Raw genomic sequence first — 13357 nt, 5'->3', positions numbered from 1 at the left:
TCCTGACCGGCTGCGATCCGGCCATCCGCCACCGGGAGGTCCGCCGAGGGCGAGCGGGCCGACGTGCCGGGCGCGCCGGCGCCCCGCCCCGAGGTCGTCGGCGAGCGTCGCCGGCCGGGGTGCGAGAGCCTCCTCGCCGGTCCGGGCGAGTGAAGGCGGCCGCCGCGGACAGGTGCGCGCGCACCAGCCAGTCCGCTGGTCCCGGGACGGCGCCACGATCCGGCGCCGGGTGACCCCGCGCGGCTCCGCGATCCCGGCCGCCGCACCGCTCCATTGGCGGACCGTCAGCAGCCCCACGAAGGCGCCGGCGGCGGGCGCCCGGGCCTGACGCTACGTCGAGTCCCGCTTGACCAGCTCCGTCGGGAGGATCACCGCCGCCGCGTCCTCGCCGCCGATCTGCGCGAGCAGCACCCGCACCATCTCGGCGCTGATGCGGTCGTAGGGCTGCCGGATGGTGGTGAGGGCGGGGGTGGCCTCCACCGCCGCGACGGAGTCGTCGAAGCCGCCCACGGCCACGTCCTCGGGGACCCGGCGCCCGGCGCGGGCCAGCGCGGTCAGCGCGCCCTGCGCCATCAGGTCGGAGGCGACGAACACGGCGTCCATGTCGGGGGCCTGCGCCAGCAGCCGTTCGGCGCCCGCCTCGCCGCTGGCCCGGCTGTAGTCGCCGGAGACGACGAGCCGGTCGTCGATGTCGATGCCCGCCTCCCCGAGCACCTCCTTGTAGCCGGCGAGGCGGTCGACGCCGCCCGGCAGGTCCAGCGGACCGGTCACCATGCCGATGCGGCGACGGCCCAGGGACAGCAGATGGCGCACCATGTCCCGGGCGCCGTCCCGGTCGTCGGCGGCGACGTAACTGACCTTGGAGCCGGGCCCCATGGGCTTGCCGCACTGCACGAGGGGCACCCCCGCCTTGCGCAGTTCCTCCGCGACCGGGTCGCCGGAGTGGCTGGAGACCAGCAGCACCCCGTCGACATGGCCGGCGGTGATGTAGCGCGTGATGCGCCGCCGTTCGTCCTTGGTGCCCGCCAGCATCAGCAGCAGTGGCATGTCGTGCGCCGCCAGCGCCTGCGTGCAGCCGCTGAGCAGGACGTTGAAGTTCGGGTCCTCGAAGAACCGCTCCTGAGGCTCCGTCAGCAGGAAGCCGACGGAGTCGGAACGTCCGGTGATCAGTGAGCGGGCGTGCCGGTTGACGACGTAGCCCGTCTTGCGGATCGCCGCGTTGACCGCCTCCGCCGCGGCCGGGCTGACGTAGTGCCCGCCGTTGAGCACCCGCGAGACGGTGCCCCGTGAGACACCGGCCTCGCGCGCCACGTCGTGGATCGTCGGCGGTCTGCGTCGGCCCCCCGTGTTGCTCATGGTCATGACTTTACGGCCCCGGAGAGCAGATCGAGGCTCCAGAAGCGCTGGATGACCAGGAAGAGCGCGATGAGCGGGAGCACCGCGAGGAACGCGCCCGTGATCACCAGCGTGTACAGCGCGGGCTGGTTGGAGCCCTGCTCCAGCAGCGTGTACAGACCCAGCGTGATCGGGAACTTCTCGTCGTCGCTGAGCATGATGTACGGCAGCAGGAAGTTGTTCCACACGGCCACGAACTGGAACAGGAACACCGTCACCAGGCCCGGCACCATCATCGGCAGCGCGACCCGGGTGAAGATCCGCCACTCGCCGGCGCCGTCCATCCGCCCTGCCTCCACCACGTCCGTGGGCACGGCGGCGGAGGCGTAGATCCGCGCCAGGTAGACGCCGTAGGGGGAGAGGATCTGCGGCAGCAGCACCGACAGGTAGGAGTCGGTGAGGTCCGCCTTGGCCAGCAGCAGGTACTGCGGGACCGCGAGGATGATCGGTGGCATGAGGACGCCCGCGAGCAGGATGTTGAAGAGGGCCTCGCGGCCGCGGAAGCGGTAGATCGCGAGCGCGTAGCCGCTGAGCGCCGACACGCACGTCGACAGCAGGGCGCCCAGACCGGCATACAGGGCGGAGTTGCCCATCCACGTCCAGTACACGCCGTCGCGGTAGGCGTCGAGCTGCCGGATGTTGTCGGCGAAGCCGGTGCCGGGCAGGAAGGTGAACGTGGAGAACAGCTCACTGCCCGACTTCGTGGACGCGACGACCACCCACGCCACCGGCAGCAGTGTGTAGACCGCGCCCAGCACCAGGGTGAGCGTGGGGACCAGGGCGATACGGCGGCGCAGGGGCGGCCGGTTCCGGATGGCGCCGGTGGTGCCCGCGGCCGGCGGGGCCTCCCGGACGGCGAGGGAACTCATCGCGTGGCCTCCTGCTTCTGGCGGCGGTTCGCGGCCCGCAGGAAGCCGAAGGACATCACCAGCGTCACGACGGCGATGATCACGGCCTCGGCGGCGGCCTGGTAGATGTCGCCCTTGCGGAACGCGTCCTGGTAGACGGTCATCAGCGGACTCCAGGTCAGGGGCAGGGAGTTGGTGAGCGGCTTGAGGGTCGTCGGCTCGTTGAACACCTGGAGCGTGGCGATGATCGAGAAGAAGAAGGTCAGCACCAGCGACGGCGCCACCATCGGGATCTTGATGCGCAGCGCGGTCTGCAGCGGGGTGGCCCCGTCCAGCCGCGCCGCCTCGTACACCTCGGCCGGGATCGACCGCAGCGAGGTGTAGATGACGATCATGTTGAAGCCGGTGCCGCCCCACACCGCGATGTTGGACATGGCGAGGTAGAGCGGACCGCCGTCGAGGAGGTCCGGCTGCGGCAGGTGGAGCTTTTCGAGCACGTAGTAGAACGGGCTGACGTCCGGCAGGTACAGGAAGCCCCACATCAGCGCCGCGACGACACCGGGGACGGCGTACGGCAGGAAGATCGCGAGCCGGGTGAAGGGCGCGAGGCGCACTCTCTCGGAGTCGAGCATCAGCGCGAAGAGCAGTGCGAGGCCGAGCATCACGGGGACGACGATGCAGCCGTAGCCCAGCACGCGCAGCGCCCCGTGCGTCAGCTCGCTGTCGGTCAGGGCGTCGGTGTAGTTCTCCACCCCCGCCCAGACCTCTTTACGGGCCCCCGACCCCAGGCCCAGTCCGGAGACGTGCACCTTGCGGAAGCTGAGATAGACGGCGTAGCCGATGGGCAGCGCGAAGAACAGGGCGAAGAGGATCGTCGCGGGGATCAGGAAACCGTACGGGGCCCCCTTGACCCCGTACGGCCTGCGGCGGGCGGCGCTGGTCACCGGGAGACCCCGAAGCCCTGCTTCTTCAGGTCGGCGACCGTGGCCTCCTGCATCGTGTTGAGGGCGGCGACGAAGTCCGACTTGTTCTTGGCGGCGGCGCCGAAGGCGTCGTTGAAGGTGGTGTAGGCGACGTTCACGTTCGGGCCCCAGGCCGAGGGCGCGGTGGTCTTCGCGATCTCGGCGGCCTTGGTGTAGAAGTCCGGCTGGTTGGCGAAGTACGCCGGGGGAGTGGCGAAGGCGCCGCTGGTCTGGGCGTTGGTGGCGGCCGGGTAGATGCCGCTCTCCTTGGCCAGCGCCTGGAGCGCGGAGCCGTCGGTGTTCAGCCAGGCGGCGAACTTCGCGGCGGCCTCCTTGTGGGCGGAGTCCGTGGTGACGGCCGTGGAGGACCCGCCCCAGCTGCCGGTGACGTCCTGGCCGGTGGACCACTGGGGGAGCGGGGCCATGGCCCACTTGCCCTTGGTGTCGGGCGCGGCCGTGGTCAGCGTGCCCGGCGCCCACACGGCGGAGACCCAGGCGATCTGCTTGCCGGTGTTGAGCGCCTTGTTCCAGGCCGGGGTGTACATCGGCTGGTTGTCGACGGCGCCCTCCTTGACCAGATCGCCCCAGAACTTCGCGACCTTCTGCGTCGCCGCGTCGTCGATGGCGACCTTCCACTTGTCGCCGGAGGTCGTCCACCACTTGGCGCCGGCCTGCTGGGCGAGGCCCGCGAACAGACCCGAGTCGTTGGCGGAGAAGGTGGTCAGGTCCTTGTCCGGGGCCTTCTTCTTCAGCTGCCGGGCGACCTGCGCGAACTCGTCCCAGGTCGTCGGGACCTTCAGGCCGTACTTCTTGAACAGGTCGGCGCGGTAGTAGAACATCATCGGCCCGATGTCCTGCGGGATCGCGTACACCGCGTCCGTGCCCAGCGTGGTCTGCTGCCAGACGCCGGCGGCGAACCTGCCCTTGGCGTCGCCGGTCTCCTTCGCTATGTCGGCCAGCGCGTCATTGCTGACCAGCGTCGGAAGCGCCTGGTACTCGGCCTGCACCAGGTCCGGCGCCTTCTTCGCCTTGTGGGCGGTGAGGATCTTCGTGACCAGCGAGTCGCCGGACGCCTGCTTCTTCACGGTGACCGTGATCTGGTCCTTCTTGCCCGGACCCTTGTTCCACAGGTCCACGACCTTGTCCATGCCGGGCGTCCAGGTCCAGTACGTCAGCGAGACCGGACCGGACTCGGCCTTGCTGTCGCCGCCGGACGAACCGCAGGCGGCGAGTGCGGAGGCGCCGAGGGCGACGGCGAGGGCGGACGCTGCACTTCTGACGACGAGACGGCGGCGCTGCGCGTTGGGCATGGGTCTCTCCCCTGACCTGGGTCCCCGCCTGCTGCGGGAACGTGCCATGCGAATGACATGAGCCGGGCCCCCGCCCGTGGCGAGGACCTGTGATGCTGCTCTGTGAGCGTTCACAGTAGAGAAACATCCCGGACACTTGTCAATGGTTGTTGCTGTGCGGTTATGTTGGGCTCGCACCGCCAAAGATGTGTGTGCACGTTCCCAAATGATCGACCGATTCGGGAGAGATCCATGCCGGAGAACAGCCCCAGGGGCCTCACCAGGCTCGCCTTCGGTGGGGACTACAACCCCGAGCAGTGGCCGGAGAGCGTGTGGCAGGAGGACGTCCGGCTGATGCGCGAGGCCGGCGTCAGCATGGTGAGCGTCGGGATCTTCTCCTGGGCGCTGCTGGAACCCTCACCCGGCACGTACGACTTCGGCTGGCTGGACCGGGTCCTGGACCTGCTGCACGCGGGCGGCATCCGCGTCGACCTGGGCACCCCCACCGTCTGCCCGCCCGCGTGGTTCTACCGGGCCCATCCCGAGGCGCTGCCGGTCAGCCGCGAGGGCGTGCGCTTCGCGTTCGGCTCCCGCGCCGCCATCTGTCACAGCAACACCGACTACCGCGCGGCCGCCGCCGCCATCACCACCCGGCTCGCCGAGCGCTACGGCGACCACCCGGCCGTGGCGATGTGGCACGTGCACAACGAGTACGGCGTCCCGGTCTCGGCCTGCTACTGCGACTCCTGCGCCGCCCACTTCCGGCGCTGGCTTCAGGCGTCGTACGGCAGCGTCGAAGCCGTGAATGACGCGTGGGGCACGGCCTTCTGGGGCCAGCGCTACACCGGGTTCGAGGAGATCGGGCCGCCGAGTGCCACCCCGACGGCCGTCAACCCGGCCCAGGCGCTGGACTACAAGCGCTTCGCCGACGCCACCATGCGCGAGAACTTCCTGATGGAGCGGGACATCCTGCACCGTCTGTCGCCGGGCGTGCCGGTCACCACGAACTTCATGACCGCCCTCAGCCAGTGCGACTCCGTCGACTACTGGGCCTGGGGCCGCGAGGTCGACATCGTCACCAACGACCACTACCTGATCACCGACGGCCGGCGCACCCACGTCAACCTCGCCATGGCCGCCGACCTCACCCGCTCCGTGGCCGGCGGCGCCCCCTGGCTGCTGCTCGAACACTCCACCTCGGGCGTCAACTGGCAGCCCCGCAACCCCGCCAAGGCGCCGGGCCAGATGGCCCGCAACTCCCTGGCGCACGTGGCCCGCGGCTCCGACGGCGCGATGTTCTTCCAGTGGCGCCAGTCCCGGCGCGGCGCCGAGAAGTTCCACTCGGCGATGGTCCCGCACGGCGGCACCGACACGCGCGTGTGGCGCGAGGTCGTCGAACTCGGCGCGGCCCTCGACTCGCTCGGCACGGTCCGCGGCACCCGCACCGAGGCCGACGTGGCCGTCCTGTGGGACTGGCACTCCTGGTGGGCGCAGACCCTCGAATGGCGCCCCAGCGAGGACCACGACGCGCGCGAACGCGCCGACGCCTTCTACGAGGCCCTCTACGACCACCACCTCACCGTCGACTTCGCCCACCCGGAAGCCGACTTGTCGAGATATCCCCTTGTCGTCGTGCCCGCCCTGTACCTGATGACGGAGGCGGCCGGGAACAACCTCCGGGAGTACGTCGAGAACGGCGGCACCCTCGTGGTGTCGTACTTCTCCGGCATCGTCGACGAGCACGACGGGGTCCACGAGGGCGCCTTGCCCGGAGCGCTGCGGGACGTGCTCGGTCTGACCGTGGAGGAGTTCTCGCCGCTGCTGCCCGGGCAGGCGGTGCGCGTGACGGGCCCGGACGGCTCCGAACTCGCCGGCGACGTGTGGACGGAGTTCGTCGTGCCGCGCGGCGCGGAGACCGTGTGGACGTACGCCGACGGCCTGACCGCGGGCCACCCGGCCGTCACCCGCCACCGTCTCGGCGCGGGCACCGCCTGGTACGTCTCCACCCGCCTCACCCCCGAGGGGCTGGACGCCCTGCTCGGCCGGGCCGTCGAGGACGCCGGTGTCGCGGCGCGCGCCGACCTGCCCCGCGACGTCGAGGTGGTACGCCGCACCGGCGACTCGGGCAGCTACCTCTTCGCGATCAACCACACCGCCACGGACGCCAAGGTGCCACTGGAGGCGCACGGCACCGAGCTGCTCACCGGCGAACGCGCCGCGGGCCGTCTGGAAGTGCCCGCGGGAGCCGTGCGGGTCGTACGACTCGACGGCTGAGCCGACTCCCTCCGCCCGTGTGTGCCACGAGAGCCGCGGGCGGAGGGGCTCTCCTCCGGGCGCCACCGGAGGGGCACCTCCACCGGAGGGGATTCCCATCCCCATTCGTCGAAGGGACGACGGACGACGATGTTCCATCCCAGACGCACCCTCAGGGCCCTGCTGCTGCCGCTCGTGGCCGGGCTCGCCCTCATCGCCCTGCCCGCCACCGCGGCGCACGCGGCGAGCACGCTCGCCAACGGCGGCTTCGAGACCGACGGCGCGGGCGTCGCCACCCCCGCGGGCTGGTCCGAGTACGGCGACACCGGCGCCTCGTACACCGAGTCCGGCGGTCACAGCGGCGGCTACCGGCTGTCCCACTACGCGGCGTCCGCCTACAAGGTGGAGACATACCAGTACCTGTCGGGCCTGGCCAACGGCAGCTACACGCTCACCGCCTGGGTGCGTTCCAGCGGCGGGCAGAACGCCGCGTACCTGGCCCTGAAGAACTGCGGCGGTTCCGCACAGCGCACCGACCTGCCGGTGTCCACCAGCAGCTGGGTCCGTGTCGTCACGTCGGTCAAGGTGACCGACAACCAGTGCACCATCAGCATCAACAGTGACGCGAACGCCGGTAACTGGATCAACATTGACGACCTGACCTTCGCATCCGGATCGACCGGACTGTCGATCAAGGGTGCCGACATATCCTCCCTCGCCAAGAGCGAGGCCCTCGGGGGCGTCTACCGGACGAGCTCCGGCACCGCCGGGGACGCGGTCACCCTCCTCGGGAACGCCGGCATGAACTACGCCCGCCTGAAGGTCTGGGTCGACCCGGCCGACGGCTACAACGACAAGGCCCGCGTGCTGGCCATGGCCAAGCGCGTCAAGGCGGCCGGCATGAAGCTGCTGGTCGACTTCCACTACTCGGACGCCTGGGCCGACCCGGGCAAGCAGACCAAGCCGGCCGCCTGGTCCGGCCACACCTACGGTCAGCTCAAGACGGACGTGTACAACCACACGTACGACGTGCTGAACGCGCTGAAGGCGCAGGGCACCACCGCCGACATGGTGCAGGTCGGCAACGAGATCAACGGCGGCATGCTGTGGAGCGAGGGCTCCACCGACAACTGGGCGCAGCTCGCCGGCCTGCTCAACTCCGGCTACAGCGCCGTCAAGGCGGTCTCCTCCGCCACCAAGGTCGCCCTGCACCTGGCCAACGCCGGCGACGACTCCACCGTCCGCTGGTGGTTCGACAACGCCAGGACGTACGGCGTGAACTACGACGTGATCGGCCTGTCCTACTACGGGTACTGGCACGGCTCGCTCGCCGCCGCCCAGACCACCCTGGACGACGTCGTCTCCCGCTACGGCAAGCCGGTCTACGTCGCCGAGACGGCCTACCCGTTCACCCTCGCCCAGGACGACTCGCTGGAGAACCAGATCGACACCACCGGCGAGCTGGTCACCGGCTATCCGGCCACCCAGGCGGGCCAGCTGGCGTGGATGAACGCCGTCGCGAACATCGTGGAGGCCGTCCCCGGCAACAAGGGCCTCGGCGTCTTCTACTGGGAGGCCACCTGGACCGCCGTCACCGGCAACGGCTGGGACCCGGCCGACCCCGCCTCCGGCAACGGCTGGGAGAACCAGGCCCTGTTCGACTACAACGACAGGGCCACCTCGGCCATGAGCTGGTTCAGCCACCGCTGAACCTGGTGGAGGGGGCCCGGTCGCAGGGGAGCGGCCGGGCCCCCGCCCGCATTCCCGGGGCCGGGCCCAACGGCCCACTCCGCAGGGGGCCGTTCGGTCCCGGACAAAGGCCACGGAGTCCCGGACACGGCGGCGCGCGCTGCGGGACAGTGGGAGGACGCGGTACGCGGTGGCCCGCCCGGTAAGGGGGACGAGATGCTGAGGACTCCCGGCGGCACGCTGCGTCAGGACATCCTGGAGTGGCTCAAGGACCCGCCGGAGCACTTCCCTGCGCAGCCGCACGGCGACCCGGTCGAGAACGGTGTCACCGCGGACGCCGTCGCGGCGAAACTGGGAGTGCCCCTCGCCGTCGCCCTGACCCACCTCGAACTGCTCGCGGACCTGGGCCTGCTGCGCACCCACGGCAGCCGGCAGCACACCCGCTACCGGCGCGACGAGATACGCATCGCCGAGGTGGCCCGCCTGTTCGAGAAGGGCTGGTAGACGCGGCGGGGGGAGCGGAGGCCGGACAGGTGCTGCCAGGGCGTGTGTCGAAAGCCCCGCCTGCCCCGCGACGCCTGGCACACGCCCTAGACCGTGCCCCGCGACCACGGCATCGTCGACGGCCCCTGGCCCGTGCCGCTCTCGTCCTCGGGCGGCTCCTCCGTGTACCCGAAGCGCTCGCACAGCAGCCGCCCGACCAGCGCGCCGCCGAACACCACGAACCCCACGCCGACCAGCCAGGACTCCACCACCACGATGGTGCCCATGGGCCCGTAGCTGACCGCGTTGGTGATCAGCAGCGGGGTGAACACCAGATACGAGAACCAGCGCAGGCCCACCAGACCGGCCATCGTGGCGACGGCCCCGGGCAGCAGATGGCGCCAGCGCACCTCACCGGCGAGCAGGAAGTGGGCGCTCCACCAGAAGAACAGAAGCCCGACCACCAGGCTGAGCGGAACGCGAGGCGGCCCGGCCAGCACATTGCGGGTCTGCACCTGCGTGTACACGTACACCATCAGCACCACCAGCCACACCAGTTGGCGGTACAGCCGGTGCCAGGGGCCGGCCGACGGCTTCCAGATCCGCGCGTAGCCGTTCTGCACACTGGACGCGAAGGACAGACCGAACAGCGCGAGCAGCGCCACGCTCCACGCGCTGGTGGTGCTGATGACCTTGCGCGGCGGAGTGAAGACGTGCGACAGCGCCTGGGCGGACCTGCCCGACAGGTCCATGCCGTCCACCAGCCACAGCGCGAACCCGCCGTGCCCGAGCGGATCCGCCGCCGCGACGACGATCAGCAGAGGCGCCAGCGTGACCAGGGCGAGCGTGGCGAAACCCATGGCCCGGTGCAGCAACTCCAGTTCCGCGCCGCGCCGATGGAGTTCGGCGAACCCCAACCGGTGCCACCACGCGGAGGACCGTGACATGGAACCACCCCTTCTTGGTTACCGGGACACCGCTGTGCGCATGGTCCGGTGAAGACACTGGTGGCGATGGACTGAGTGGGCAGAAAAGCCACGAGGTAAACCTGATCGAGTGACGCGGTACCCGTCGGACGCCCGTACGCATGCCAGCATGAACCGTCCCGACCTCGACGAAGGGGTTCTCATGGACCGTCCCGCCGCACTTGTCCCGCTGAAGTACGTCGCCATCGGCGGCCGCGGCCCGGAGGACGTCGTGGCCGACGCCCACGGCCGGGTGCTGACCGGCGTGGAGGACGGCCGCATCCTGCGCGTCGACGGCCTCACCGGCGAGGCGCCCATCCGCGTCGAGGTGCTCGCCGAGACCGGCGGCCGGCCCCTCGGCCTCGAACTGCTGCCGGACGACGCCCTGCTGGTGTGCGACGCCGAACTCGGCCTGCTCCGCGTCGACCTGCGCGAGGGCATCGTCCGCATCCTCGCCGACTCGGTGGCGGGGGAGCGGCTGCGGTTCTGCAGCAACGTCGTGTCGCTGTCCGACGGCAGCGTCTGCTTCACCGTCTCCAGCCGCCGCTACCCACTGGACGACTGGATCGGCGACATCGTCGAACACACCGGCACCGGCCGGCTGCTGCGCCTGGCCCCCGGCAGCGAGCACCCCGAAGTGCTGCTGGACGGCCTGCAGTTCGCCAACGGACTGGCGCTGAGCTCGGACGAATCGTTCCTGGTCGTCGCCGAGACCGGCGCCCGCCGGCTCAGCCGCTACTGGCTGAGCGGACCGAAGGCCGGGCAGGGCGAGCCCTTCGTCGAGAACCTCCCCGGCATGCCCGACAACATCTGGCGCGGCGCACCCGACGGACCCGTCTGGGTCTCCCTGGCCGGCCCCCGCATCCCGCCGCTGGACCTGCTGCACCGCGCCGCCCCCGCCGTCCGCGCCGCGGCCGCCCGCGTCGCGGTCCACGCCCCCTACCGCCCCACGGGCACCATCGGTGTCCTCGCGGTCGACGACCGGGGCACGATCGTCCACCACCTCACCCACCACCGCTCCGGCTTCCGCTTCGTCACCAGCGTCTGCGAGGCCGGCGGCCGCCTCGTCCTGGGCAGCCTGTGGGAGCGCGGCATCGCGGTGTGCGAGCGGCCGGACCCGAAATGACCTCCGCGCGGCCCGGACGCTACGCTGTAGCCCGGCCGCGACCTCCTTCGCGGCGCGGCGGTGGGGCCCGCCGTACCCGAACCGCGGCACCGGTGCCGCCAACGGTCCCTACTTGCGAAGGAGCGGCGCCCGCGCACCCGGGCCCCGGCGAGTAGGAGACGTACGACCATGACCGCACCGGAAGCCGAGAGCCTGCGCGCCCCGGCCCGCACCCGGCGAGCACCGGCCTGGCGCACCCAGGCACCGGTCCTCGCGGTGGTCGCGCTGGGCGGCGCCCTCGGCGCGAGCGCCCGCTACGGACTCGCCCTGGCGTGGCCCACCCCGCCCGGCCACTTCCCGTGGGCGACCTTGTGGACCAATGTCATCGGCTGTGCCGTGATCGGCGTGTTCATGGTCGTCATCACCGACGTCTGGGCCGCCCACCGGCTCGTGCGCCCCTTCTTCGGCACCGGCGTCCTGGGCGGCTTCACGACCTTCTCCACCTACGCCGTCGACATCCAGAAGCTCGTCGACGGCGGCCGGCCGGCCACCGGGCTGGCCTATCTCGCCGCGACCCTGTTCGCGGCCCTCACCGCGGTCTGGCTCGCGGTCACCGCCGCCCGCCGCGTCCTGAAGTGGAGGCAGCCATGACGAGGCTGACCGGCAGCGCCCTGCGCGTGACCGTCTTCATCGGCGAGAACGACACCTGGCACCACAAACCGCTGTACTCCGAGATCGTCCACCGCGCCCACGCGGCCGGCCTCGCCGGGGCCAGCGTCTTCCGCGGCATCGAGGGGTTCGGGGCCTCCTCGCTGATCCACACCTCGCGGCTGCTGTCGCTGAGCGAGGACCTGCCGGTGGCGATCGTCGTCGTCGACACCGAGGAACGCGTCCGCGCCTTCCTTCCGCAGCTCGACGAGCTCGTCGAGGAAGGGCTCGTCATCCTCGACGACTGCGAGGTCATCCGGTACGTCGGCCGCGAGCGGGCCACCGGCGCGTCGGGCAGGAAGGGTAAGAAGTCGTTGTGAACTGGCTGTTGGTCGTCGTGGGCGCCATGGTCGGCGCACCGCTGCGCTATCTCACCGACCGTGCGGTGCAGTCCCGCCACGACTCGGTCTTCCCCTGGGGCACCTTCGCCGTCAACGTCACCGGCTGCCTGATCCTGGGCCTGCTGACCGGCGCCGTGGCCCAGGGCGCCGCCGGTTCCCAGACCCAGCTGCTCCTCGGGACCGGCCTGTGCGGAGCGCTGACGACCTACTCCACCTTCTCCTACGAGACCCTGCGGCTGACCGAGACCGGGGCGGGGCTCTACGCTGCCGCCAACGTCGTCGGAAGCGTGACGGCGGGCCTCGGCGCCGCCTTCGCCGGGGTGTGGCTCGCCCGGGCGCTGTGGGGGTAGGCGCAAGGCCCCCGCTCGCCCGTAGTAAGACTGTCTACAGCACTGTCGACCAACTCCTTCAGAACTGGATCCCATGAGCGTCATCAACGTCGGTCAAGCCGCCGTCCTCGGAGTCGTGGAAGGACTGACCGAGTTCCTCCCTGTCTCCTCCACCGGGCATCTGAAGATCACCGAGGGGCTCATGGGAATCCCCGTCGACAACGACGCGGTGGTCGGCTTCTCGGCCGTCATCCAGGTCGGCGCGATCGCCGCGGTCTTCCTGTACTTCTTCAAGGACATCGTGCGGATCTGCACCGCCTGGGGCAGGGGACTGGCCAACAAGGAGGAGCGCTACCACCACGACTACAAGTTCGCCTGGTGGGTGATCTACGCCACGATCCCGATCGTCGTCGTGGGCCTGGCCGCCAAGCCGCTCATCGAGGGTCCGCTGGCGTCCCTGTGGGTGGTGGCCGCCTCGCTGATCGTCGGCAGCGGTGTGATGTGGGCCGCGGACCAGATGGGCCGGCACAAGCGCGGTGAGGACGACACCACGTTCAAGGACGCGATGCTGGTCGGCAGCTCGCAGATCCTCGCCCTGCTCTTCCCCGGCTTCTCCCGCTCCGGCGCCACCATGTCCACGGCGCTGGTCCTCGACCTCGACCGGGTCGCGGCGACCCGGCTGTCCTTCTTCCTCGGCCTGCCCGCCCTGACCGGCGCCGGCATCTACGAGCTCAAGGACGCGCTCGGCGCGGGCGTGGGCGCCGCCCCGCTCCTGGTCGGCACGGCCATCTCGTTCGTCGTCGCCTACGGCTCGATCGCCTGGCTGCTGAAGTACGTCGCCAAGCACTCCTTCAACGCCTTCGTGGTCTACCGGATCATCATCGGCGTGCTGCTGCTGGGCCTGCTCGGCACGGGCGCGATCGGCAGCTGACCCGTCCGGTCACCGACGCGGGGTGTGCGATCCGTTTTCAGGTCGCGCGCCCCGCGAAT

Annotated in this window: 13 protein-coding genes; 8 read left to right on the top strand and 5 right to left on the bottom strand. The window is 70.8% G+C overall.

What is annotated here, in order from left to right:
- Positions 1 to 330 precede the first annotated feature (330 nt).
- The 4 genes from M8J74_RS06665 to M8J74_RS06650 are packed head-to-tail and all read right to left on the bottom strand — an operon-like array spanning position 331 to position 4515.
- Entirely contained in the window at positions 331 to 1362 is a 1032-nt protein-coding gene (locus tag M8J74_RS06665; RefSeq protein ID WP_249835519.1) for a LacI family DNA-binding transcriptional regulator, read from the bottom strand.
- Positions 1359 to 2264 carry a carbohydrate ABC transporter permease gene (locus M8J74_RS06660; RefSeq protein ID WP_249835518.1) on the bottom strand — a complete coding sequence of 302 codons (906 nt, stop codon included), beginning with the start codon at positions 2262 to 2264 and terminating at the stop codon, positions 1359 to 1361. The genes M8J74_RS06665 and M8J74_RS06660 overlap by 4 nt, the downstream gene beginning before the upstream one ends.
- Positions 2261 to 3187 carry a carbohydrate ABC transporter permease gene (locus M8J74_RS06655; protein ID WP_249835517.1) on the bottom strand — a complete coding sequence of 309 codons (927 nt, stop codon included), beginning with the start codon at positions 3185 to 3187 and terminating at the stop codon, positions 2261 to 2263. Before M8J74_RS06655 ends, M8J74_RS06660 begins: the two co-directional genes overlap by 4 nt.
- The gene (locus M8J74_RS06650; protein WP_249835516.1) at positions 3184 to 4515 is read right to left on the bottom strand and encodes an extracellular solute-binding protein; all 1332 of its coding nucleotides are present in this window, start codon (positions 4513 to 4515) and stop codon (positions 3184 to 3186) included. Before M8J74_RS06650 ends, M8J74_RS06655 begins: the two co-directional genes overlap by 4 nt.
- 231 nt (positions 4516 to 4746) lie before the next feature.
- On the opposite strand from M8J74_RS06650, the gene M8J74_RS06645 reads away from it, so the two are divergent.
- From M8J74_RS06645 to M8J74_RS06635, 3 genes are all read left to right on the top strand, one after another.
- Entirely contained in the window at positions 4747 to 6768 is a 2022-nt protein-coding gene (locus tag M8J74_RS06645; protein ID WP_249835515.1) for a beta-galactosidase, read from the top strand.
- A gap of 129 nt (positions 6769 to 6897) precedes the next feature.
- The gene (locus M8J74_RS06640; protein WP_249835514.1) at positions 6898 to 8457 is read left to right on the top strand and encodes a glycosyl hydrolase 53 family protein; all 1560 of its coding nucleotides are present in this window, start codon (positions 6898 to 6900) and stop codon (positions 8455 to 8457) included.
- 195 nt (positions 8458 to 8652) lie between these two features.
- Positions 8653 to 8940, top strand: coding sequence for a helix-turn-helix domain-containing protein (locus tag M8J74_RS06635; RefSeq protein ID WP_249835513.1), 288 nt, complete (start codon positions 8653 to 8655; stop codon positions 8938 to 8940).
- 86 nt (positions 8941 to 9026) lie between these two features.
- Here M8J74_RS06635 and M8J74_RS06630 read toward each other — a convergent pair whose 3' ends face one another.
- Positions 9027 to 9866 carry a YhjD/YihY/BrkB family envelope integrity protein gene (locus M8J74_RS06630; protein ID WP_249835512.1) on the bottom strand — a complete coding sequence of 280 codons (840 nt, stop codon included), beginning with the start codon at positions 9864 to 9866 and terminating at the stop codon, positions 9027 to 9029.
- 181 nt (positions 9867 to 10047) lie between these two features.
- Between M8J74_RS06630 and M8J74_RS06625 the strand changes: the two genes are divergently transcribed.
- From M8J74_RS06625 to M8J74_RS06605, 5 genes are all read left to right on the top strand, one after another.
- Positions 10048 to 11010 (top strand): SMP-30/gluconolactonase/LRE family protein, encoded by a 963-nt coding sequence (locus M8J74_RS06625; protein WP_249835578.1) that lies wholly within the window; start codon positions 10048 to 10050, stop codon positions 11008 to 11010.
- A gap of 168 nt (positions 11011 to 11178) precedes the next feature.
- Positions 11179 to 11640: a fluoride efflux transporter CrcB gene (crcB, locus tag M8J74_RS06620; RefSeq protein ID WP_249835511.1), complete on the top strand. Its 462-nt coding sequence runs from the start codon at positions 11179 to 11181 to the stop codon at positions 11638 to 11640.
- Positions 11637 to 12017, top strand: coding sequence for a DUF190 domain-containing protein (locus tag M8J74_RS06615; RefSeq protein ID WP_058927071.1), 381 nt, complete (start codon positions 11637 to 11639; stop codon positions 12015 to 12017). The genes crcB (M8J74_RS06620) and M8J74_RS06615 overlap by 4 nt, the downstream gene beginning before the upstream one ends.
- Entirely contained in the window at positions 12014 to 12388 is a 375-nt protein-coding gene (gene crcB / locus M8J74_RS06610; RefSeq protein WP_249835510.1) for a fluoride efflux transporter CrcB, read from the top strand. Before M8J74_RS06615 ends, crcB (M8J74_RS06610) begins: the two co-directional genes overlap by 4 nt.
- A gap of 73 nt (positions 12389 to 12461) precedes the next feature.
- Positions 12462 to 13298 carry an undecaprenyl-diphosphate phosphatase gene (locus M8J74_RS06605; RefSeq protein WP_249835509.1) on the top strand — a complete coding sequence of 279 codons (837 nt, stop codon included), beginning with the start codon at positions 12462 to 12464 and terminating at the stop codon, positions 13296 to 13298.
- The last annotated feature ends 59 nt before the right edge of the window (positions 13299 to 13357 follow it).

Origin of the sequence: Streptomyces panaciradicis (genome assembly GCF_023516615.1) — a bacterium.
GTDB classification, from domain to species: domain Bacteria; phylum Actinomycetota; class Actinomycetes; order Streptomycetales; family Streptomycetaceae; genus Streptomyces; species Streptomyces panaciradicis.
Note: the sequence above shows the minus strand (reverse complement) of the source record. Positions and strands in the feature narration are given on the sequence as shown.

Bases quoted from the DNA above. Each gene is read 5' to 3' on its own strand.
- M8J74_RS06665 (WP_249835519.1), bottom strand. From the start codon at position 1,362: ATGACCATGAGCAACACGGGGGGCCGACGCAGACCGCCGACGATCCAC.
- M8J74_RS06660 (WP_249835518.1), bottom strand. From the start codon at position 2,264: ATGAGTTCCCTCGCCGTCCGGGAGGCCCCGCCGGCCGCGGGCACCACC.
- M8J74_RS06650 (WP_249835516.1), bottom strand. From the start codon at position 4,515: ATGCCCAACGCGCAGCGCCGCCGTCTCGTCGTCAGAAGTGCAGCGTCC.
- M8J74_RS06645 (WP_249835515.1), top strand. From the start codon at position 4,747: ATGCCGGAGAACAGCCCCAGGGGCCTCACCAGGCTCGCCTTCGGTGGG.
- M8J74_RS06640 (WP_249835514.1), top strand. From the start codon at position 6,898: ATGTTCCATCCCAGACGCACCCTCAGGGCCCTGCTGCTGCCGCTCGTG.
- M8J74_RS06635 (WP_249835513.1), top strand. From the start codon at position 8,653: ATGCTGAGGACTCCCGGCGGCACGCTGCGTCAGGACATCCTGGAGTGG.
- M8J74_RS06630 (WP_249835512.1), bottom strand. From the start codon at position 9,866: ATGTCACGGTCCTCCGCGTGGTGGCACCGGTTGGGGTTCGCCGAACTC.
- M8J74_RS06625 (WP_249835578.1), top strand. From the start codon at position 10,048: ATGGACCGTCCCGCCGCACTTGTCCCGCTGAAGTACGTCGCCATCGGC.
- crcB (WP_249835511.1), top strand. From the start codon at position 11,179: ATGACCGCACCGGAAGCCGAGAGCCTGCGCGCCCCGGCCCGCACCCGG.
- M8J74_RS06615 (WP_058927071.1), top strand. From the start codon at position 11,637: ATGACGAGGCTGACCGGCAGCGCCCTGCGCGTGACCGTCTTCATCGGC.
- M8J74_RS06605 (WP_249835509.1), top strand. From the start codon at position 12,462: ATGAGCGTCATCAACGTCGGTCAAGCCGCCGTCCTCGGAGTCGTGGAA.